This window comes from Agromyces sp. Y575, assembly GCF_059445445.1.
This window is the reverse complement of record NZ_JCAIUI010000003.1, coordinates 61,206-80,159: the sequence shown is the minus strand read 5'-3', so window position 1 is coordinate 80,159 and position 18,954 is coordinate 61,206. Positions and strand designations below refer to the sequence as shown.

Sequence of the window (18,954 nt, the reverse complement as noted above, 5' to 3'; positions counted from 1 at the left end):
CTTTCCTTCAGGCTGTTTGCGTTCTCGGAGCGTCGCGAAGTCTCCGGTACTCGTCGAGAGTTTCGACGCGGGGAACGAAGAGAAGCAGCGCAAGGTAGACGATTCCGATGAGGCCGCCTGTCACCAGCGCAAGGAAGACGGCTATGGTGCGTACCCAGTCGACGCGAAACTCCCCGCGGGCTGCGATGCCGAGGCAGAGTCCTCCGAACCACTTTCCCTGATCGATGCGGCACCAGAACGGACCCCGCGCTTGCGCTCGAGAGGACCCGGTCGCCTCGTCATCAATGTTGACTGCGCCAGCGCCAGCCAGCAGTTCACTCATGCGTGTATCGCTGATCGGGACGCCGGACGCCTCGACGACGTGGCGCATCTGCTCACCGAGGGAGGCTTCCAGGTCGCGGATGGTTTCGTCCGCGTCGGGGTCTGATGTCAGCGCCAGGCGAGCGTCCTCGATATACCGAAGGAGACGCCGGTATGCGGCGGCGGTCATGGCAATCGCTTCCGCGTGTCCGCTGAGCGTGATGTATCGAGTCTGTTGCACCGTCATCGTCCAATCGTTTCAAGAGTGCCCGTGAGAGCCCGCCAGTAGTCACGGAAATCGGTGAGTTGTGTTCGTCCCGTTTCGGTAAGGGAGAAATACTTCCGGGGCGGCCCAGATGATGACTCCTCCCACTCGTGCTCCACGAGTCCGTCGCGCCGCAGCTTGTTCAAAAGCGGGTAGAGCGTTCCCTCCTGAACGGGGAATCTCGCCTCTCGCAGGGCGGCGACGATTTCGGCCGCGTAGCGGCGGCGGTCTTCTATCGACGCGAGAACCAAGGGTTCGAGCATGCCTCGGCGCAGCGCAGCGAGCTTGCTATCGTCTTCCATACCGGTACTGTATCACCGCAAGGTACCTGTAACTGTATTCAATGCCAGATCGCCCCGAGTCGGCGCACCCTGACGAGCGGTTCCGTGGCGAGCGGCTCGAGCTGGCCGGGTGACCGACGGGCGGGGCATCGGGGCATCGGGGTGTTGCCGAAACGGCAAACCGGTGTGCCACTCGAGGTTCAGATCCGTACGCTCTCAGCAGCAGAGCAGAGCACCCGGAAGGAAGCACACCGATGAGTCGACACGAGCACGAGCCCACCGAGGCCGAGGCGGCAGAGCTGTTCGAGCCGTCGAGTTGGGAGGAGCGCTACTCCGGCGAGCAGACGGTGTGGAGCGGCAATCCCAATCCGCAGCTGGTCGCCGAAGCCTCGGCGCTGACCCCGGGCACCGCGCTCGACGTCGGCTGCGGTGAGGGCGGCGACGTGATCTGGCTCGCCCGACAGGGGTGGAAGACGACGGGAGCCGACTTCTCGGCCAACGGCCTCGCCCGCGCGGCCCGGCATGCCGCCGAGGCAGGCGTCGCCGACCGCACCGACTGGTGGCAGGTCGACGCCCGCACGTTCGCCGCCGAGAGCCGGTCGTACGATCTCGTCACGACGCACTTCCTGCACCCGCCCGACGGCGGGATGGTCGAGGTGACCCGCCGGCTGGCGCAGGCCGTCGCACCCGGCGGGCACCTGCTGGTGGTCGGTCATGCGCCGTCGGAGGTGTTCACGCACCTGTCGACGAGTCATCGCAAGGCGATGTTCCTCGCCGAAGAGCTGCTGCCCGCCCTGCCCGACGACTTCGAGGCGCTCGTCGTCGAGCAGCGCCCGCGCACGATGGTTCGCGACGGCGTGACGGTCGACGTGCACGACGCCACCCTGCTCGCGCGACGGGCGTCATGACGCGTCCCAGTTGGATATACATACCACCTGAGTGGGCTCGATGCCTCCGTCGCCGACCTCGGTAGGCGAGTCGGCATTCCGGTGTGACGAATCATGAACGCCCGGCTCCCGTGACGGGAGCCGGGCGTTCACGAGCTGAACTCAGCCCTTGCCGGGCCGGTGCGCCTCGATCGGGAAGCTCCACGCGTTCACGCCATCCCCCGATGTCGAGTCACCCGAAGGCTCCTCGGCGTAGGAGACGAGGATCTGCGCGTCGTCGGCGAGTGCAGAGCGGATGCTCGCATCGATCGGCACCGTCAGCTTGCCCTTGCCTGCGTCGACCTCCTGCTCGAACGATGCCAGCAGCCGACCGCCCATGTCGGGTGCCCACGGCGGCGCCGCACCATCCGACGGGGAGCAGGCTTCGAAGCCGTAGACATCGCCGGCGCAACTCGACGTCCAGACGGGGATGAATGACGTGTCGCCCTTCCAGAGGAAGACGCGCACCGTTCCGGCCTCGCCGGACCGGTACGAGATCTGCACCTTCTTCTGCTGGATCTTCACGTCGCCGATGCTCATCGCATCGCTCGGCTGCACGCCCGAGATCGTGCCGCCCCGCGTCGCCGACTGCGCGACCGTCTGGGGCGACTGCACACCCTGCAGGGCGGTGTCGGGAATGATCGGCTCAGTCGACTCGACCGGCCGATCGGCAGGCGGCGCGTACCCGTCGAGGTACGCGTGACCCCATCGATACGGCTCCGACTGCTGGCTGCCGAAGGCAGACCATGCGGTGCGAGTCTGACCGATGAAGTCCTGCGTGTCGGAGTCGTACGGCGTGACGTTCAGCCCGAGATACCCCGGGTCGACGTCGTTCAGCGCTGCGTCGCCCTGCGGCACCGCGCTCGTCGGCCCGACGGCTGCCGGAAGTGCGGCGAGCGGCACCTTCACCTCGACGTCGTAGCCCCCGCCGGCGAACGTGCCGTCGGCCTGGCGTGCGACCTCGACGGCCACCTCGACGCCCTCGGCGTTCAGGCCGCCCTCGACGGTCTCGGCGAGCGGACCCGTCGAGAACCCCTGGTGGTTGTCGGCGTCGCGAGACCAGCACGGCCCGTCTGCCCCGTTGCCGTTCGTCGCCTCAGCGTCGTCGGTGAAGGGGAACATGCCGAGCTTGAAGGTCGACGAGGTGTCGATCGAGTCACCCCGCGGGTCGAGCAGCAGTTCGACCGAGTCGACTAACCAGTGGCCGAAGCAACGGTCGGGCGTCGAAGCGGCACTCGCCACGTCGTCGGTCACATGGATCTGCGCGTACAGCGCATCATCGTGCCAACCGAGCCGGGCGATGCTGCCCGCACCGCAGTCCACGCCGTCGTCGGCGCAGGCCGCGCCCTCCCAGCGCGTGCCCACGTTGACCGGCGTGCCGGTGTAGACGTCGTCGGCGGTGCCGTCGATCGTCGGCGCGGCATCGAGCTGCGGGATGACCACGGTGGGCACGACGTACACGGTCTCGTTCTCGGTCGACGTGCCGGCACCCGAAGTGGTCGTCGCGGTGAACGTCGCCGTTCGGCTGCCGGGGTCCGCCGGATCCGTGTGGGTGACGACGAACTCGATCGTCGTCGTCTCGCCCGGGGCGAGACCCGCGAAGGGCTTCACCGCCGCATCGGCGACGAAGCCTGCCGGCACAGTGAGGGCGATCTCGCCCGACTCGGCGCCGGCGGCGCGGTTGGTCACCTCGACCGGCACGGTCACCGTCTCACCGGCACCGACCTGGGCGACCGCCACTGAGCGGCCACCGACGTAGGCGTCGTGATCCTGCGTCCACTGCTCGTACTCGGCCGCAGTGCCCCAGCGCTCGAAACGCCCCTCGACCGGCGCGACGAGGTCGATGCGCGTGTCGTTGTACGCGGTCACTCCGTCACCGGCGAACTCCGCCGCGATCTTGTACGTGGCGGGGGCCGCGTCGGCCGCGGGAGTGACGGTGAACGTCGCCTGCGCGGCATCCTCATCGCTGATGCCGTCGATCTCGACCGGGTCGGAGACCTGCCAGCCGTCGGGCACGACGAGACTCACCGCGCCGCCGCCGAGCTCGCCGTCACCCGAGCGCAACGCGACGGTCGCGGTGAACGGCTCGCCTGCAGCCTCGTAGTACTCCTCGGCTGAGAGCGAGAACTCCGAACCGAGCGGCATGCCGCCCGGGTCGGCGACGACAGCGCCGTAGAGCACGGCGTCGTCGTTCGCGGCGTCCGGCGAGGTGTTCGGCTGCATCGGCACGATCGACTGCGAGACGCCGTAGCGCTGGCACGTCGGATCGACGAGCGTGGTCTGCATCGTGCGCGCCTGTGTGGGGTGCGCCCTGCCGCCCTCGCGGCCGACCTGCGCCCAGGTCTTGGCCGATCCGGCCGCCTGGCCGGCGAGATTGCCGTCGGCCCACGCATACGGCGATTCGTAGCCGGTCCACGTGCCGACAACGGTGAACGGGTTCGTCGCCGCGGGCACGAAGCCCGTGTTGCAGGCCGGGCCGGCGGTGCCACCGGTGCCCGTCGTCAGCCCACCGGCGAGCACCTTCTTCACCTGCCACGGCTCGACCGCGCCGACGCCGGTGAGCTGCTCGGGGTACATGTTCGGGTCGGCGGCCGCAGCCGCGGCTTCCCAGACCATGCGCCCCTGTGCGTACTGGTGGTTGCCGTGCCCGACGGCGAGCGACGGCGTGCTGCCGACGAGGATCTCGGGCCGCGTCTCACGGATGATCCGCACGGTGCGGCTCAGCGTCTCTTCGGCGTTCCACACTTTGGCCGTGAGCGGCGCCGAGGTGTTGTAGAAGAAGTCGACGCGGTCGAGGTTGAAGATGTCGATGGTGCCGGATCGAACGTGCGACGTGCGATCTTCGTTCTCGCGACGCACGCCGAGGTCGGGGCCCGCCTCGGGGCCGACCGAGTTCGAACCGCCCTCGCCTCGCGTCGCCATGATGATGCCGCACCGCACGCCGTAGAGGTCGTGCCAGACGCCGCAGGGGGTCGTGAACCCGGCGTCATCGTCGGGGTGGGCGTAGATGCCCATGATGTCGATCTTCTCGCGCTCGGTCTCCGTGGCGATCGAGGGATCTCCGACGTCGAACTTCAGCGCCGCGTCTGGTGGGCCTGAGTCTCCGTTGCCCATCGTCGCGGCGACCGCGTTGCCCGGGCCCATGAGCGCGACGACCGTGATCAGCGACGTGAGCAGGATTGCGTGGTGACGTTTCATGCGGTCCTCCATTGGACGCTCAGGACGACTGACTGCCACCCTGAATCGCGTCCCACGCTAGAGCAGATTCGATCACGCGCGCAAGCAGGTGCGTGCAGATTCGCGCAGCTTGATGCGCGAATCTGCTCGCTCACTCGCGCACTGCGCCCTCGATCATGCCCTTGATGAAGTGGCGCTGCAGGAAGATGTACAGCGCGACGACCGGCAACGCGACCATCACGGCACCCGCGGCGAGAAGGGCCGTGCCTTGCGTGTACTGCCCCTGGAAGAACGCGAGGCCGAGCGGTGCCGTTCGCACGTCGCCGTTCGGCGACATCACGAGCGGGATGAGGAACTCGTTCCACGTCCACATGAAGACGAGCAGCACGAGGGTGAGGATCGCTGGTCGCCCGATCGGCACCAGCACCTGCCAGAGGATGCGCATCGAATTGGCGCCGTCGAGACGAGCGGCCTCGATGAGCGCCCGGCTCGAGGAGCGGAAGTACGTTCGCATCCAATACGTGCCGAAGGCGATCGACATCGCGATCTGCGGCGCCGCAACTCCCCAGACGGTATTGGTGAGGCCCAAGACGCGCAGGTCGAAGTAGAGCGGCACGATGAACGCCTCGGTCGGCACCATGATGCCGAGCAGGAACAGGTAGAAGACGAGCGTCGCCCCGCGGAAGCGCATCGTGCCGAGCGCATACCCGGCGAGGATCGAGGCGAGCACCGAGACGACGACGACGATCGCGGCCACGACGACGGAGGTCAGCATGTACTGTCCGAACCGCCCGACCTCCCACGCCTCGGGGAAATTCTCGGGATGGAATATGCTCCCCTCGCGGGCGGCCGAGGCGTCTTTCGGCCCGAAAGCGAGAGTGATGATCACACCGATGGGGCCGAGCACGACAAGAGCGAACGCGATGAGCACGACGTAGTTCGCGCCCCGTTCGATCGGGGAGACCTTCATTTCCGCTCTCCGATCATGTTGACGATGGCGTTGATGGCGAACACCACGAGGGTGAGCACGATGCCGACGGCGGTGGCGACACCGACATCCCCGAGTTGGAAGGCCCGGCGGTAGATCTCGTAACTCGGCACGGTCGTCGAGGTGCCGGGGCCTCCGCTCGTCGTGACGTAGACGAGGTCGAAGGTCTTGAGGGCGGCGACGATCGTGAGGGTGAGCGCCACCGTGATCTCACCGCGCACAGTTGGCAGGGTGATCGCGAAGAACTCGCGCACCGGGCCGGAACCGTCGAGTCGTGCCGCTTCGTACAGTTCGCGCGGCACCCGGCTCATGCCTGCCATCAGCAGAACGGTGACGAGGCCGGTGCACACCCAGGTGCCGATGAGCCCGACGGCGGGCAGAGTGAACGTGTAGTCGCCGAGCCACGGGCGGGTCAGCGAATCGAGCCCGATGAGGCGCAAGAAGCCGTTGAGCGGGCCGTCGGGCGCATAGATCTGCCGCCAGGTCACGGCGACGACGACCATGGCGATGACCTGGGGCAGGAAGATGACGCTTCGGAAGAACCCGAGCCCCCTGACCTGCGAGCGAGTCAGCAGCGCAGCGAGCACCAGCCCGATGACGAGGGGCAGCACGGCGTAGAAGAACACGAGCACGAGGGCGTGCCAGAACGCCTCGCGCAAGCGCTCGTCGTAGAGGATCTCGACGTAGTTGTCGAGGCCGACGAACGTCGATTCGCCGAGGCCGTCCCAGTCGAAGAGGGAGTACTGGGCGGCCCGGCCCAGCGGGAAGAGCAGGAATCCGCCGTAGATCAGCAGGGCTGGAGCGAGGTACGCCCACGCCACCCAGCCCGATCGGGCGGGACGCCGAGTGGCGCCCCGCCCGACCGTTGTGGAGCCGTCAGCCATTGCTTGCGACGAACTCCGCATAGTCGGCCTCGAGCGCCTCCGTGAACTGCTCGGGAGTCACCTGGCCGGCCAGCAGGTCTTGCAGCGACTGCCCCATGGTGTCGGCGAAGGTCGGCGTCGCGTAGTCGAGGTACGGCAGCAGGCTGCCCTCGCCCGTGACGGTGCCGAACACGGTGAACACGTCGGCCATCACGCCCGACGAGGGCGCGAGTTCGGCCGTGCGGTTCACCGGCAGGTTGCCGGTCTCCGCGAGAACGTCCATCGCGTCGTCGTTCGTGATGAAGTCGATGTACGCGGCCGCCACGTCGTTGTTGTCGGCGGCCGAGGTGATCGTGAAGGGCAGGCCGGTGCCGCCGGTGGTCGCCGGCGTGCCGTCGGCCGTGTTCGGGATGAAGAATCCGGCGTCGTCGCCCATCGCATCAGCGAGGTCGGCTGCCAGCCATGAGCCGCCGATGAGGAACACCCCGTCGCCCGCAGCGAGCGCCTGCCACGCCGCGTCGTAGTCGGTGCCGTTGACCCCCTCATTGAAGTACCCGGCGTCGACCCAGCCCTGCATCGCAGCGGCCGCCTCGACGTTCTCGGGCGTAGTCCAGCTCTGGCCGGCGTTGCCGAGTCCGAGGTCGGTGATCACCTCGGCGTCGACGTAGTCGCCCTGCAGCGGGCCGAACACGTGGAGTGCCGGCCACTGCTCGATATTGCCGAGCTGCATCGGGGTCTCCCCCGCTGCAGCCGCCGTCTTCAATGCGGCATCGAACGCACTCCAGTCGGCGGGCACCTCCAAGCCGAGCCCTTCGAGCTTGCTCTTGGAATAGAAGACGCCCACGACCTCACCGACCTGCGGCAGTCCGTACAGATTGCCGTCTCCGAAGACCTTCGCATCCTCGCTGTAGGTCGAGTACTGCAGCACCGACGGCGAGTACCGGTCGAACCATCCGTAGGCCTCGGCGTAGTCGTCGAGCGGGCGCAGCTGGCCCGCGCCGACGAACTGCCCCATCGTGTTGCGGCCGTTGTTCGCCTGCACCACGTCGGGCGCGTCGGCATCGGTGAGGGCCAGCCGAAGGGTGGTCGCGAGGTCGTCGAACGACTGCGAATTGCGATCGATCGTCACGTTCGGGTACTTCTCCATGAACGCGGCATTGAGCTGTTCCATCTGCTCGTTCTGGCCGCCGCGCACCTCCTGGTCCCACACCGTGAGGGTGACGTCGCCGACGCCCGAGATGTCGGTGCTGATCTCTCCCGTGTCCGCGGAGTTCTCAGGGCCGCCGCTTCCGGGTGCGCAACCTGCGAGGGCGAACATGAGCGCAGCACCTCCCAGGGCAGCTGCGGTCAGTCGGATGTTTCGCTTCATGATGTACCTCTCTTGTCGTGGAACGATCGCCGGGCTGCTGCTGCCCGGTAGTCGGCGAAGGGGAAGGTGAATTCCGATCTGCGACGACCGGATGTCTCGGGGAGCACGTCGTTGAGGAACGAGAAACGCGCGACGAGCTCGCGGTCGCCGGCGCGGCGCGTTCGATCCCACCAGTCGGCGAGGTCGCCCCAGCCGGGCGCGGCAAGCGCTCCGCCCGGGAATTCGACGGCGAGGGCGGCACACAGCGCGGCGAACGAGAGGCTCTGCTCGAGCGGCCATTCGCGCAGCGTTCCGAGCACGAGTGATGCACCGAACACGTCGCCGGCGCCCGTCGCATCGCGCCCGTTCGCGGGAACGGCGGGCACCGTCACCTCCTCGCCGCGCGCTGAGTCGATCGCGACTGCTCCGGCTTCGCCGCGCGTCACGACGACGAGCGGCACCCGGTCGGCGAGGGCTCGTGCAGCGGCGACTGCGGAGTCCGTGCGTGTGTAGGCCATGGCCTCGGACTCGTTCGGTGTGAACGCGAAGCAGTCGTCGAGGGGCTGCAGGTCGGCAGGGTCCCACCGCTCCGTCGAGTCCCAACCGATGTCCGCGAAGATCTTCGTGCCGGCGTGCGCCGCCGCCCGCCACCAGTCGTCTGCGCGAGCCCCGCGAGACATCGCGCGCAGGTCGGCGAAGGTGGCACGCGCAGTGACGCCGACGCCGACGAGCTCGCCGGGCGTGACAGGGGCCGCGACCTCGTGCGTGATCATGCTGCGATCGCTGCCCGACGCGATCGAGACGGTGACCGGAGTAGGCCAGTTCGGCACCAACCGCGACGAGCTGAGGTCGATGCCCTCTCGATCGGCGAGGAACTCCCAGCACCAGCGACCGTAGACGTCGTCGCCGAGGGTTGCGGCGAGCGCGGTGCTCAGGCCGAGGCGGGCGGTCGCGACCGCGAGATTGGCGACACCGCCGGGACTGGCGTCGAGCGCGTCGGCGTGCACTTCCGTGCCGGGCCGGGGAGTTGCGTTCACGTCGGTGAAGACCAGATCGAAGAAGACCGGCCCGGTGAGGAGCACGTCGACGGCATCGCTGACAGCTCGTTCAGCCACGAATCCTCCTTGACTGCGATCACGTGCGCGATCGTCGATCGGGTTTGACTGAACATACTCTCGAATGAACGCTTCTGCGTCAATTCATGCTCGAAGTTGACTGCTACGATCGTCGACATGCTCACAGCAACGCGACAGGCGCACATCCTGAACTCCCTGCGCAGTGACGGCGAAGTCACCGTCGAAGAGCTCGCAGAACAGTTCGGCGTGTCCCTGTCCACCATCCGTCGCGACCTCAACGCGCTGAGCGCGGAAGGCCTGCTCCGACGCGTGCGCGGCGGGGGCAGCATCGAGCCCGACCAGATTCCGTTCACCGACGTCGAACGGCAGCATCACCCCGAGAAGGCGCGCATCGCCGAGCGGGCCGCCGCACTCGTGGCCGATGGAGACGTCATCATCATCGACATCGGCACGACGACGGCGCTGCTCGCCCGGCAGCTCCGCGGCCGACGCATCACGGTCATCACCTCGAGCCTCGCGGTCATCGACGAACTGCGAGACGACGACGTGGTCGAACTCATCGTGCTCGGCGGCGCCGTGCGCAAGAACTACAACTCGATGATCGGCACCCTCACCGAGCAAGCGCTCGCGCAGATTCGCGCGACGACCTGCTTCCTCGGCACGAGCGGCATCAGGGCCGACGGCACCATCTCCGATACGACGGGCATGGAGGTTCCGATCAAGCGAGCGATGATCGAGTCATCCCAGCGCACCGTCGTGCTGGCGGACGCCTCGAAGTTCCCGGGTGTCGGCGTCTTGAGCGTCTGCGGCCCCGAACTGATCTCGGCCGTCGTGACGAACGACGATGCGGATGCCGCGACACTCGGCGTGTTACGCGAGGCGGGCGTCGAGGTGAGCGTCGCGTGAAGCTCACCATCATCGGGGGCGGCGGGTTCCGCGTTCCCCAGGTCTTCGAGGCCGTCTCCGCCGATGACGCTCCCGTGCGCATCGATGAACTGCGCCTCTACGACGTCTCGGAATCACGCCTGCAGACGATCGGCGCGATCCTTTCGAGCCTTGCGAAGCAGCGACGGCATGTGCCGACCATCACGCTGACGACCGACCTCGAAGAAGCCCTTCGCGGCACCGACTTCGTATTCAGCGCGGTGCGCATCGGCGGCACCCAGGGGCGCATCCTCGACGAGCGCACCGCGCTCGACCTCGGCGTGCTCGGTCAAGAGACGGTCGGCCCCGGCGGCCTCGCGTACGCGCTCCGCACGGTGCCGTTCATGACCCGGCTCGCCGAGACCATTCGCAAGGTCGCGCCCGAGGCGTGGGTGATCAACTTCACGAACCCGGCGGGCATCGTCACCGAGGCGATGCAGCGGGTGCTGGGCGACCGGGTCGTCGGCATCTGCGACACCCCGATCGGGCTCATCCGTCGCGCAGCCACCGCCGCCGGCGGATCCCCCGACCACACCGGTTTCGACTACGTCGGCCTGAACCACCTCGGGTGGCTCCGCTCGATGACGGCGAGCGGCGAAGATCTGTTGCCTCGGCTGCTCGCGTCCGATCAGGCGCTCGAGAGCATCGAAGAGGCCCGCCTGATGGGCTTCGACTGGGTGCGGGCACTCGGCGCATTGCCGAACGAGTACCTCTACTACTACTACTTCACGCGCGAGGCGACCGAACGCATCCGCTCGGCGCCCTTGACCCGCGGCGAGTTCATCGATCAGCAGCAGGCCGCGTTCTACGGCGCCCCTGGCGATGACCCGCTCGCGACGTGGATGACAGCTCGACGCGAACGCGAGTCGAGCTACATGGCCGAGAGCCGGGCAGCCGACGAAGAGCGCCACGAGTCCGACGTCGACGGCGGCGGGTACCACGAGGTCGCGCTCGACCTCATGGCCGCCCTCGCCACCGGTCGATCCGCCACGATGATCCTCAACGTGCGCAACAACTCGCTCGTGCCGCAGCTGCCCGAAGACGCGGTCGTCGAAGTGGGCTGCGTCGTCGACGCCGAAGGCGTGCACCCGTGGCCGATCGCACCGGTCACGGGAGAGATGCTCGGACTGATGACGCAGGTGAAGTCGGCCGAGCGGCTCATCATCAGCGCCGTTCACGAGCGGTCGCGGGAGCAGGCCTGGCGGGCGTTCGCGGCGCATCCGCTCGTCGATTCGGTCACCGTGGCGCGTTCGCTGCTCGACCAGTACAGCGAGAGCTTCCCCGAGATCGGCGCGCTGCTGCCCTGAGCGGGAGCCAGGCGCATACCTCCACCACTCATCAGGGTTCACCAAGCGAAGCGCCCGGTCTGAGCCGTTCACTGCAGCGGCGGCGGAGTACACGGCGAGGCGTTCGCGCAAGGAGCCGGCGTGCCGCCCAACTCGCTCACGTTCCCGGCGAAACGGATGCGCTTCCGTCTGCTCCCTCGCGGTAGCGCGCCCAGCCCTCATCGAGGAGTCGGAATCCTGCATCGATGGTGGGTTCTGGATCCGCCTCGCGGGTCGCGCTGAGCTGGATGTGCAGCGCGAACCGCACGTAGAAGCGGATCTCGTCGCTCGGTTCCGTGACTCCGAACTCCTCGGTGATCGCGGCGACCAGGGCATCCTCGTGGCGGAACCACATTTTCTCTGCGTAGTCGACGAGGGCCGGTGTTCCCTCCATGAGGGTGAGGATCTGGCGTTGGGGCTCGGACTTCATGGCGGCGATCTCTGAGAGGTAGTGCGCCTTCAGCGCGTCGGAGATCGAAGTCCCGGGCGTCCGGCCGCTGACCGCGGCCCCGAGGCGCTCATGCCGCTCGTCTTCGTCGCTGAAGACGAGCGCCTCCTTCTGGGAGAAGTGCGTGAAGACCGTCTTGGGCGATACATCCGCCTGGTCCGCGATCTCACGCACGGTGACCGCGTCGAAGCCGCGTTCGAGGAAGAGCGCCGTCGCCGCGTCGAGGATCGCCGCCCGCGTTGCTGCCTTCTTGCGCTCGCGCCGTCCCGGGGCAGCCGCATCAACCATGGCTCGATCCTACTAGTGTCGGACTCTCGCGACATTGACACTCAAAGTAGTCTCGGTATACTTCGTGCGTGAGTGAAGCGAATGAAACGACGGCCATGACCAAGAACATCGACGCGCGGCTCAGCACCGCGCAAAAGGAATCCGTGAACGACGCGAAGCCTGAGACACTCGTCCCCGACGCGCGTCCGCCTGCGCAGCGCCGAACCGCAGGAGCGTTGCTCATCGCCGGGCCCGCGATCTTCTTCCTTGCCGAGTTCATCGCCGCCGCGGCGTGGACAGATCCGCCCTACAGCTACACGTACCACTTCATCAGCAACCTCGGTGTCCCCGAGCCCTCGACCCTGTTCGGGCAGTACATGTATTCACCGCTCGCATGGGTGATGAACGCCGACTTCTTCCTGTTCGGGATCACCATCCTCGCCGGTATTGCGATGCTGCGCGGCTTGTCGGGTTGGCGCCGATGGGCAGTGCTGGTGCCCGCAACACTGCTAGCCATCGGCGGGGTCCTGCTCGCGGTGTTTCACGGCTCAGGCGAGGCGCTCGTGAATGGCACCGGCGAACTCCACAGCTTGGGCGCTTTCGCGGGCTTCATTGGCGCCAACGTACTGGCCACCGTGCTCGGGAGCATGCGTCGGCGCGTCGGCTTCTCTCCGATTATCGGGAGGACGCTGGTCACGGTCGGCGTGCTCGGTCTGCTTTCGACGACGCTCTACCTCTTCGCGATCTTCTCTGCGGGCGATACCGTCATCGGCGTCATCGGCATCATCGAACGCGGCGCTGTCTATCCGTTCCTGATCGGCCTCATCTGCGCGGGAACGTCGATTTGGCGTCGCCACGCCTGCGTCGACTACGCTGCCGATCGGCGATCCGCCGCGTGAAAGAGGGGAAGCCGCTGCTCCACGAGTTCACAGTCGAGGAGGATGTTTGAGCGCTCGCCGCAGTGATCCAGGCGGCGACGGGCGCCCGCGTCTAGGGCACTTCTCTCTCAGCGCCGTGCACGAGCAGTCTCGTGAGCAGGCCTGGCGCGCGTTCGCGGCGCATCCGCTCGTCGACACGGTCAACGTGGCCCGTTCGCTCCTCGATCGCTTCAGCGAGGAGTCCCCCGAGATCGGCGCGCTGCTGCCCTGCGCTCGACGCACGGTCACGATGGCGCACGTCTGAGCTGCGCGTGATGCCGTTGCCATGATCCGACATCGCGCGCGCTTGGCTTGCGATGCAGGTCGCGCACGATCTCGCCGCAGAACGGGCCGCCGGAACCCCGCAGGTCCGCAATCTCACCACGGCGACCTGACCGCTGCACATGGGCGACTTCATCCACGGCAACGATGCGGGCTACCAGGCCCTCGCGGCATCCGTCGACCTCTCGCTCTTCGACTGATCCGAACAGTCATCCGATGTGACTGGCGACGTTGATCACGCGACCCGCAGGGTCACGGACGAAGAACCGACGGATGCCCCATACCTCGTCACGGATCTCCCTCACGATCTCCAACCCGTCCGCTTCGGCCTGAATGTTGGCGGCATCCACATCGTCGACCTCCACTGAGATGTCAACTGACGTCACTTCCGGATCCACGGCGGTCGGGCTGTGCCACGCGACGATCAGTTGCGTGGTCGGCGTGCTCTTCGACGCGAACATGAGCATGCCGTCCTCATCCATCGCGACACGAAAACCGAGAAAACTTTCGTAAAACTCTCGCGCCGCCGCGGGGTCCTCCGTCACGATCACCGGCATCGCCCTGCGGATCTCCATGGACACAGTCCTACACCCATTGCTTCCGTGACGGCCGCTGGCGAGGTCGAAGTGTTCACCACTCGAGCGCGCCTGCTTCGTCCTGGAAGGTTCCGGTCGGGCCGTCCAAGCCGCGTCCAGTGACGCGGAAAAGCTGGCGATGCTCGCCTCTGCGGCCGAGCCCTCCACGGCCGCACTGCAAGAGATTCGGAAGCACGCGTGACGACGATCGGGATCATCGGCGCAGGCGAGGTCGGGTCCCAGATCGCCCGCACGTGATCGCGCACGACTTCGGAGGAGCCGTCGCGCTCCGCGCCCGGCTCCTGCACGGTGCGGGTTGGCGCGAACCCCTTGCATCGATGGTCGGTTGCGGATCCCTCTCGCGGGCCGGCGTGGATGCAGGGGCTCGCCGCCCTCAGCCGAGCGCGGCGATGGCGTCGGCGACCAGCTGCAGTTCGGAGGGCTCGTCGTCGACGGCGGGGGTGAAGCCCATGCGCACCACGACGAGGTCTTCCGACGGCACCATGATGACCTTCTGGCCGTCGTGCCCGTTCATGGAGTACGTGTCTTCGGGCAGCTCGGGCCAGCGCAGGGTGCCGTCGGGCAGCGTGTTGGTTCGGAAGCCCATCGCCAAGCCGAAGTCGTCGGTCTCCTCGTAGTCGACGTTCGTGAGGGTCTGCTCCATCCAGCCGTCGGGCAGCAACTGCTCGCCGTTCCATTCGCCGTTCTGCAGTGTGAACTGGCCGATCGCGGCCCAGTCGCGCGGCGCCGCCCAGAGGTACGACGAGCACACGGGCGTGCCCACGGCATCGGGTTCGAAGACCGCCGACGAGAGGCCGAGCGCGCCGAGGATCGTCTGCCTGGGCAGGTCGGCGCCGAGCCCGGTGCGCTCGGTCAGCACCGAGCAGAGCAGCGTCGTGCTGCCGCTCGAGTACTCCTGCACCGTGCCGGGCGCGTGCTCGAGCGGCAGGCTCGCGACGTAGGCGCCCATGTCGGGCTCGAGGTAGAGCATGCGGGTGATGGGCGTGCCGAGGTCGTAGGTCTCGTCCCACTCGAGGCCGCTCTGCATGCGCAGCAGGTCTTCGACGGTGATGTCGGCGCGCTCGTCGGTCCACTCGGGTCGGAGGTGGTCGTCGTCGAGCGAGACGACGCCCTGCTTCACGAGCATGCCGGTCATCAGCTCGGCGACGCTCTTCGACATCGACCAGCCGAGCTGCGGCGTCGAGGCGTCGAAGCCGTCGGCGTAGCGCTCTGCGACGAGCTCGCCGTCTTTCACGACGACGACCGCGCGGGTGCCGAGCGCTTCGATGTCGGATGCCGCGAGCTCGTCGCCGAACGCACGGCCCATCGCCTGCTCGAGTGCCGCGTCGACCTCGGGTGTCGCCGCGGCGGGAGCTGCGACATCCGTGAACGGATTGCCCGTCGCGTCGATCGCGGTGGCATCGCCGAGCTCGGGCCGATGGTCGGCGAGCGTGCAGCCGAAGCCCTCGGCGTACCACGCCGTCTGGTGCGCGATCGCGCCGACGATCGAGGCCGTGGCCTTGCCGGCATCCGTGTCGACGTCGACCTGCAGGTAGGGCACGAGCGGGTTCAGCGGCAGGTCGGTGGCGGGGTCGTCGCGGCCGGCGACCTCGGTGACGGCGCACGCGTTGTGCGCGGCGTACCCGGTGCCGGTCAGCAGGATCGGCTGCTGCCAGAGGTAGACCCCGGTGAACGCGGCGATGAGAACGAGGGCGGTGACGGCGACGATGACGATCACCCGGCGGAGGATGTGCACGAGCGGATGCTAGCAAGTACGACACGTGCGGCCCAATCGCTGTTCGATTTCCACCAACGGAGCAACCATTCGCCCCCTCGACGCGAGCCTTCTCGACATTCTCGGCACGTCTGCCATCATCGTCCAGGAGGCATTCAGCATCGGCAGAGCGGTCTCGCTCGCACCAGGTGCCTTCGCTATGCCATCACAGCACCGTCCACAACAGAGGAGCACCATGACCGACCCGAGCCAGCAGCCCCAGCCGGGCATTCCCCAGCCGCCCGCAGCCGCGCCGACCGCGCCCGGCTACCCCGCCGCGCCCGGCTACCCCGCGGCGCCGGGTTACCCCGCCGCGCCGGTCGCGCCCACGGCTGCCCCCGTGGCTCCCGGGAAGGGCCTCGGTATCGCGGGCCTCGTTCTCGCGATCGTACTGCCGCTCGTCGGCCTCATCGTGAGCCTCGTCGCGAGGTCGCAGTCGAAGAAGGCGGGCGTGAAGAACACCCCGGCGACCGCCGGTATCATCGTCGGCTCGATCCTGACCGCGGTGGCGATCATCGTCACGATCATCGTCATCGCGGTCAGCGCATCGCTGATCGGCGGCGTCGTCGACATGTGCAGCGAGCTCGGCCAAGGCGTCTGGGAAGTCGAGGGGGTCACTTACACCTGCGGCTGATCGCAGCGCGTATTCAGCAGGGCGACGCCCGACCCTCGAGGGGGTCGGGCGTCGCCGTTGTGAAGGATCTCGATGCGCGCTTGGCGCTCGACACTCAGAGGCTCGAAGCTTCAGGGCCTCGCACCACTGCGCTCTTCCGAGTTCGCCTTTCACCGCTCTGGCGAACTCATGGTGCAACGTCACCCGAGTAGAAGCCGAGTTAGCCTGAGGCCATGGAGCAAGCCGCGCAGCCCGACCGAACATTGGAGTGGCGCGGTCGAACCGTCGCGTGGCAGAGCTTCGGCGAAGGCCCTGCGCTGGTGTTCCTGCACGGAACCCCTTGGTCGTCCGCGCTCTGGCGGCCGCTGGCCGAAGCGCTCTCGGCGAGGTTCACCGTCTACCTGTGGGACATGCCGGGGTATGGCGCTTCGTCGAAGCATCCGGATCATGCCGTCGACCTGGGGCTGCAAGGCGAGCTGTTCGCCCAGCTGTTGCAGCAGTGGGAGCTCGATCGCCCGCACGTGATCGCGCACGACTTCGGCGGCGCCGTCGCGCTCCGCGCCCGGCTCCTGCATGGTGCCCGGTACGCCTCGCTCTGCCTCGTCGACGTCGTCGCGCTGCGCCCGTGGGGCTCAGCGTTCTTCACCCTCGTGCAGCAGCATGCAGACGTTTTCGCCCAGCTCCCGGCGGCGATCCACCGCGGCGCCATCGAGGCCTACATTCGGGGCGCGAGCCACCGGGGCCTTAGTGAAGCGGAGCTCGAGATGCTCGTCGCCCCGTGGGCCGGGGAACTCGGCCAACCCGCCTTCTACCGGCAGATCGCGCAGGCCGACGAACGGTTCACCGAGGAGGTCGAGGGGCGCTACACCACCGTGATCGAGCCGACGCACATCGTCTGGGGCGTCGATGACACCTGGATTCCGGTCGACCGGGCTCACCGGCTCCACGCGCTGATTCCGGGTTCGACGCTCGCCCTCATCGAGGGAGCGGGGCATCTGATCCAACTCGACGCCCCCGCGCAATTGTCGGCCGAACTCACCCGGTGGACCGAATCTGTGCGCGGCTCCGGTTTGTGACACTTGCCGATATGGGTATATGTTTGCTGTCATGGCACGAGCAGCGACCACGTCGGACGTCTTCAACGCCATCGCCGAGCCCCGGCGTCGGGACATCCTGACGCTGCTGCGGGCAGGCGAACGACCGGTGACGGAGGTCGCCGAGGAGCTGGGGATGTCCCAGCCCGGCGCGTCGAAGCACCTGCGGGTGCTCCGAGAGGTCGGGCTGGTGCGGGACCGCAAGGTAGGCAAGCAGCGCCTGTACGACGTGGACGCCCGTGGGCTGCAAGCGGTTCACGAGTGGACCGGCGGGTTCGAGCAGTTCTGGAACGAGAGCTTCGATCGGCTGGACGCATACGTGCAAGACCTCAAACAGGAAAGACAAGAGGAGTAGCTGAATGACGACGACTGGACGAGAATCGCGGGCGCACTCCGCGACAGCCGACCGCGAGACCGTGATCTCCCGAGTGATCGACGCCCCGCGGGAGCTGGTGTTCGAGGCGTTCACCGAGGTGCGGCACCTGTCGCAGTGGTGGGGGCCGGAAGGATTCACCACCACCACGCGGGCCTTCGAGTTCCGCGTCGGCAGCGAGTGGGACTTCGTGATGCACGGGCCGGACGGCACCGACTACAGCGAGTGGATCACGTGGACCGAGATCGTTCCGCCGGAGCGGATCGCGATGCTCCATGGCGAGTACCGCGGTGACCCGCATGCGTTCGAGTCGGTGCTCACGTTCGCGCCCGACGGGGAGGGGACCCGGATCGAGATGCTCACGGTGTTCCCCACCAAGGAGCTGCGTGACGAGGCGATCGAGAAGCACGGTGCGATCGAGGGTGGTCAGCAGACCCTGGGCAACTTGGCTGCCTACGTCGCAGAGATCGTTCGGAAGGGAGCGGAGGACTGATGGCCGGCAAAGTGTTCTTCAGCGTGTCGATGTCGCTCGACGGGTTCATCGCGCCTGAGTCCCCCGACGAGCTGATGGGGCAGCAGTGGATGGAACTGCAGCAGTGGGTGTTCCGACAGCGGTTCTTCCGAGAGAACTTGAAGCTCGGCGAGGGCGGCGAGGAGGGCCGTGACAACGACATCGTGCGGGAGACGTTCGAGCGCACCGGTGCGAGCGTGATGGGCAAGCGCATGTTCGACGCCGGTGAGCAGATGTGGCCGGAGGAGCCCCCGTTCCACACGCCGGTGTTCGTCGTGACGCATGAGAAGCGCGACCCGTGGGAGCGGCAGGGCGGAACCACCTTCCACTTCGTGAACGACGGTATCGAGTCCGCGCTCGACCACGCCCGCGAGGCCGCCGGCGAGCAAGACGTCCGCATCGCGGGAGGCGGAGAGACGATTGTGCAGTATCTCAATGCCGGCTTGATCGACGAGTTCCATGTCGCGCTCTCGCCCGTGCTGTTCGCCTCTGGAGTCCGCTTGTTCGAAGGCGTGGACGCAGGCCGAGTGGCTCTCGACCTGGTTCGTGCAGAGCCTTCGCCGAAGACGACGCATCTCACCTACACCGTGCATCCGCGGTAGGCGCGGAGAGCGGCGCGGGCGCTCG

Annotated in this window: 20 protein-coding genes; 10 read left to right on the top strand and 10 right to left on the bottom strand. The window is 67.5% G+C overall.

What is annotated here, in order from left to right; genetic code table 11:
• Positions 1-7: 7 nt before the first annotated feature.
• Together AC1C2U_RS12410 and AC1C2U_RS12405 are read right to left on the bottom strand one after the other, a co-directional pair.
• Positions 8-547 (bottom strand): PspC domain-containing protein, encoded by a 540-nt coding sequence (locus AC1C2U_RS12410; protein ID WP_495362074.1) that lies wholly within the window; start codon positions 545-547, stop codon positions 8-10.
• The gene (locus AC1C2U_RS12405; protein WP_495362073.1) at positions 544-867 is read right to left on the bottom strand and encodes a PadR family transcriptional regulator; all 324 of its coding nucleotides are present in this window, start codon (positions 865-867) and stop codon (positions 544-546) included. The genes AC1C2U_RS12410 and AC1C2U_RS12405 overlap by 4 nt, the downstream gene beginning before the upstream one ends.
• 233 nt (positions 868-1,100) lie before the next feature.
• Between AC1C2U_RS12405 and AC1C2U_RS12400 the strand changes: the two genes are divergently transcribed.
• A complete protein-coding gene (locus AC1C2U_RS12400) occupies positions 1,101-1,754 on the top strand; it encodes a class I SAM-dependent methyltransferase (RefSeq protein WP_495362072.1) in 654 nt (217 codons plus the stop codon).
• A 141-nt stretch (positions 1,755-1,895) separates the two neighbouring features.
• On the opposite strand, the gene AC1C2U_RS12395 is transcribed toward AC1C2U_RS12400, so the two are convergent.
• The 5 genes from AC1C2U_RS12395 to AC1C2U_RS12375 form a co-directional block, all read right to left on the bottom strand.
• A complete protein-coding gene (locus tag AC1C2U_RS12395) occupies positions 1,896-4,970 on the bottom strand; it encodes a sugar-binding protein (protein ID WP_495362071.1) in 3,075 nt (1,024 codons plus the stop codon).
• Positions 4,971-5,100: 130 nt separating this feature from the next.
• Positions 5,101-5,919: a carbohydrate ABC transporter permease gene (locus AC1C2U_RS12390; protein ID WP_495362070.1), complete on the bottom strand. Its 819-nt coding sequence runs from the start codon at positions 5,917-5,919 to the stop codon at positions 5,101-5,103.
• On the bottom strand, positions 5,916-6,821 hold the full coding sequence (locus AC1C2U_RS12385; RefSeq protein WP_495362069.1) for a carbohydrate ABC transporter permease: 906 nt from the start codon (positions 6,819-6,821) through the stop codon (positions 5,916-5,918). The genes AC1C2U_RS12390 and AC1C2U_RS12385 overlap by 4 nt, the downstream gene beginning before the upstream one ends.
• A complete protein-coding gene (locus tag AC1C2U_RS12380; RefSeq protein WP_495362068.1) occupies positions 6,814-8,169 on the bottom strand; it encodes an ABC transporter substrate-binding protein in 1,356 nt (451 codons plus the stop codon). Before AC1C2U_RS12380 ends, AC1C2U_RS12385 begins: the two co-directional genes overlap by 8 nt.
• Positions 8,166-9,263 (bottom strand): carbohydrate kinase family protein, encoded by a 1,098-nt coding sequence (locus tag AC1C2U_RS12375; protein ID WP_495362067.1) that lies wholly within the window; start codon positions 9,261-9,263, stop codon positions 8,166-8,168. Before AC1C2U_RS12375 ends, AC1C2U_RS12380 begins: the two co-directional genes overlap by 4 nt.
• 117 nt (positions 9,264-9,380) lie before the next feature.
• Between AC1C2U_RS12375 and AC1C2U_RS12370 the strand changes: the two genes are divergently transcribed.
• Complete coding sequence (locus tag AC1C2U_RS12370; RefSeq protein WP_495362066.1) at positions 9,381-10,130, top strand: DeoR/GlpR family DNA-binding transcription regulator; 750 nt, start codon at positions 9,381-9,383, stop codon at positions 10,128-10,130.
• Positions 10,127-11,455: a 6-phospho-beta-glucosidase gene (locus AC1C2U_RS12365; RefSeq protein WP_495362065.1), complete on the top strand. Its 1,329-nt coding sequence runs from the start codon at positions 10,127-10,129 to the stop codon at positions 11,453-11,455. Before AC1C2U_RS12370 ends, AC1C2U_RS12365 begins: the two co-directional genes overlap by 4 nt.
• 136 nt (positions 11,456-11,591) lie before the next feature.
• Here AC1C2U_RS12365 and AC1C2U_RS12360 read toward each other — a convergent pair whose 3' ends face one another.
• Positions 11,592-12,209 (bottom strand): TetR/AcrR family transcriptional regulator, encoded by a 618-nt coding sequence (locus AC1C2U_RS12360; protein WP_495362064.1) that lies wholly within the window; start codon positions 12,207-12,209, stop codon positions 11,592-11,594.
• A gap of 68 nt (positions 12,210-12,277) precedes the next feature.
• Between AC1C2U_RS12360 and AC1C2U_RS12355 the strand changes: the two genes are divergently transcribed.
• Positions 12,278-13,087, top strand: a complete 810-nt coding sequence (locus tag AC1C2U_RS12355) for a DUF998 domain-containing protein (protein ID WP_495362063.1) — start codon at positions 12,278-12,280, stop codon at positions 13,085-13,087.
• Between the two features lie 115 nt (positions 13,088-13,202).
• Positions 13,203-13,370, top strand: a complete 168-nt coding sequence (locus AC1C2U_RS12350) for a hypothetical protein (RefSeq protein ID WP_495362062.1) — start codon at positions 13,203-13,205, stop codon at positions 13,368-13,370.
• A 226-nt stretch (positions 13,371-13,596) separates the two neighbouring features.
• Here AC1C2U_RS12350 and AC1C2U_RS12345 read toward each other — a convergent pair whose 3' ends face one another.
• Together AC1C2U_RS12345 and AC1C2U_RS12340 are read right to left on the bottom strand one after the other, a co-directional pair.
• Positions 13,597-13,962 (bottom strand): VOC family protein, encoded by a 366-nt coding sequence (locus AC1C2U_RS12345; protein WP_495362061.1) that lies wholly within the window; start codon positions 13,960-13,962, stop codon positions 13,597-13,599.
• A gap of 394 nt (positions 13,963-14,356) precedes the next feature.
• Positions 14,357-15,718, bottom strand: a complete 1,362-nt coding sequence (locus AC1C2U_RS12340; protein WP_495362060.1) for a serine hydrolase domain-containing protein — start codon at positions 15,716-15,718, stop codon at positions 14,357-14,359.
• 214 nt (positions 15,719-15,932) lie between these two features.
• Here AC1C2U_RS12340 and AC1C2U_RS12335 point away from each other — a divergent pair, with 214 nt between their 5' ends.
• The 5 genes from AC1C2U_RS12335 (at position 15,933) to AC1C2U_RS12315 (ending at position 18,929) form a co-directional block, all read left to right on the top strand.
• On the top strand, positions 15,933-16,370 hold the full coding sequence (locus tag AC1C2U_RS12335; protein ID WP_495362059.1) for a DUF4190 domain-containing protein: 438 nt from the start codon (positions 15,933-15,935) through the stop codon (positions 16,368-16,370).
• Positions 16,371-16,582: 212 nt separating this feature from the next.
• Positions 16,583-17,425, top strand: a complete 843-nt coding sequence (locus AC1C2U_RS12330) for an alpha/beta fold hydrolase (RefSeq protein WP_495362058.1) — start codon at positions 16,583-16,585, stop codon at positions 17,423-17,425.
• Between the two features lie 31 nt (positions 17,426-17,456).
• Positions 17,457-17,798, top strand: a complete 342-nt coding sequence (locus AC1C2U_RS12325; protein ID WP_495362057.1) for an ArsR/SmtB family transcription factor — start codon at positions 17,457-17,459, stop codon at positions 17,796-17,798.
• 4 nt (positions 17,799-17,802) lie between these two features.
• A complete protein-coding gene (locus tag AC1C2U_RS12320; RefSeq protein ID WP_495362056.1) occupies positions 17,803-18,309 on the top strand; it encodes an SRPBCC family protein in 507 nt (168 codons plus the stop codon).
• A complete protein-coding gene (locus tag AC1C2U_RS12315) occupies positions 18,309-18,929 on the top strand; it encodes a dihydrofolate reductase family protein (protein ID WP_495362055.1) in 621 nt (206 codons plus the stop codon). Before AC1C2U_RS12320 ends, AC1C2U_RS12315 begins: the two co-directional genes overlap by 1 nt.
• Positions 18,930-18,954 lie beyond the last annotated feature (25 nt).

Bases quoted from the DNA above. Each gene is read 5' to 3' on its own strand.
- AC1C2U_RS12335 (WP_495362059.1), top strand. From the start codon at position 15,933: ATGACCGACCCGAGCCAGCAGCCCCAGCCGGGCATTCCCCAGCCGCCC.
- AC1C2U_RS12360 (WP_495362064.1), bottom strand. From the start codon at position 12,209: ATGGTTGATGCGGCTGCCCCGGGACGGCGCGAGCGCAAGAAGGCAGCA.
- AC1C2U_RS12370 (WP_495362066.1), top strand. From the start codon at position 9,381: ATGCTCACAGCAACGCGACAGGCGCACATCCTGAACTCCCTGCGCAGT.
- AC1C2U_RS12390 (WP_495362070.1), bottom strand. From the start codon at position 5,919: ATGAAGGTCTCCCCGATCGAACGGGGCGCGAACTACGTCGTGCTCATC.
- AC1C2U_RS12410 (WP_495362074.1), bottom strand. From the start codon at position 547: ATGACGGTGCAACAGACTCGATACATCACGCTCAGCGGACACGCGGAA.
- AC1C2U_RS12380 (WP_495362068.1), bottom strand. From the start codon at position 8,169: ATGAAGCGAAACATCCGACTGACCGCAGCTGCCCTGGGAGGTGCTGCG.
- AC1C2U_RS12325 (WP_495362057.1), top strand. From the start codon at position 17,457: ATGGCACGAGCAGCGACCACGTCGGACGTCTTCAACGCCATCGCCGAG.
- AC1C2U_RS12320 (WP_495362056.1), top strand. From the start codon at position 17,803: ATGACGACGACTGGACGAGAATCGCGGGCGCACTCCGCGACAGCCGAC.
- AC1C2U_RS12345 (WP_495362061.1), bottom strand. From the start codon at position 13,962: ATGGAGATCCGCAGGGCGATGCCGGTGATCGTGACGGAGGACCCCGCG.
- AC1C2U_RS12315 (WP_495362055.1), top strand. From the start codon at position 18,309: ATGGCCGGCAAAGTGTTCTTCAGCGTGTCGATGTCGCTCGACGGGTTC.
- AC1C2U_RS12405 (WP_495362073.1), bottom strand. From the start codon at position 867: ATGGAAGACGATAGCAAGCTCGCTGCGCTGCGCCGAGGCATGCTCGAA.
- AC1C2U_RS12385 (WP_495362069.1), bottom strand. From the start codon at position 6,821: ATGGCTGACGGCTCCACAACGGTCGGGCGGGGCGCCACTCGGCGTCCC.
- AC1C2U_RS12330 (WP_495362058.1), top strand. From the start codon at position 16,583: ATGGAGCAAGCCGCGCAGCCCGACCGAACATTGGAGTGGCGCGGTCGA.
- AC1C2U_RS12400 (WP_495362072.1), top strand. From the start codon at position 1,101: ATGAGTCGACACGAGCACGAGCCCACCGAGGCCGAGGCGGCAGAGCTG.
- AC1C2U_RS12395 (WP_495362071.1), bottom strand. From the start codon at position 4,970: ATGAAACGTCACCACGCAATCCTGCTCACGTCGCTGATCACGGTCGTC.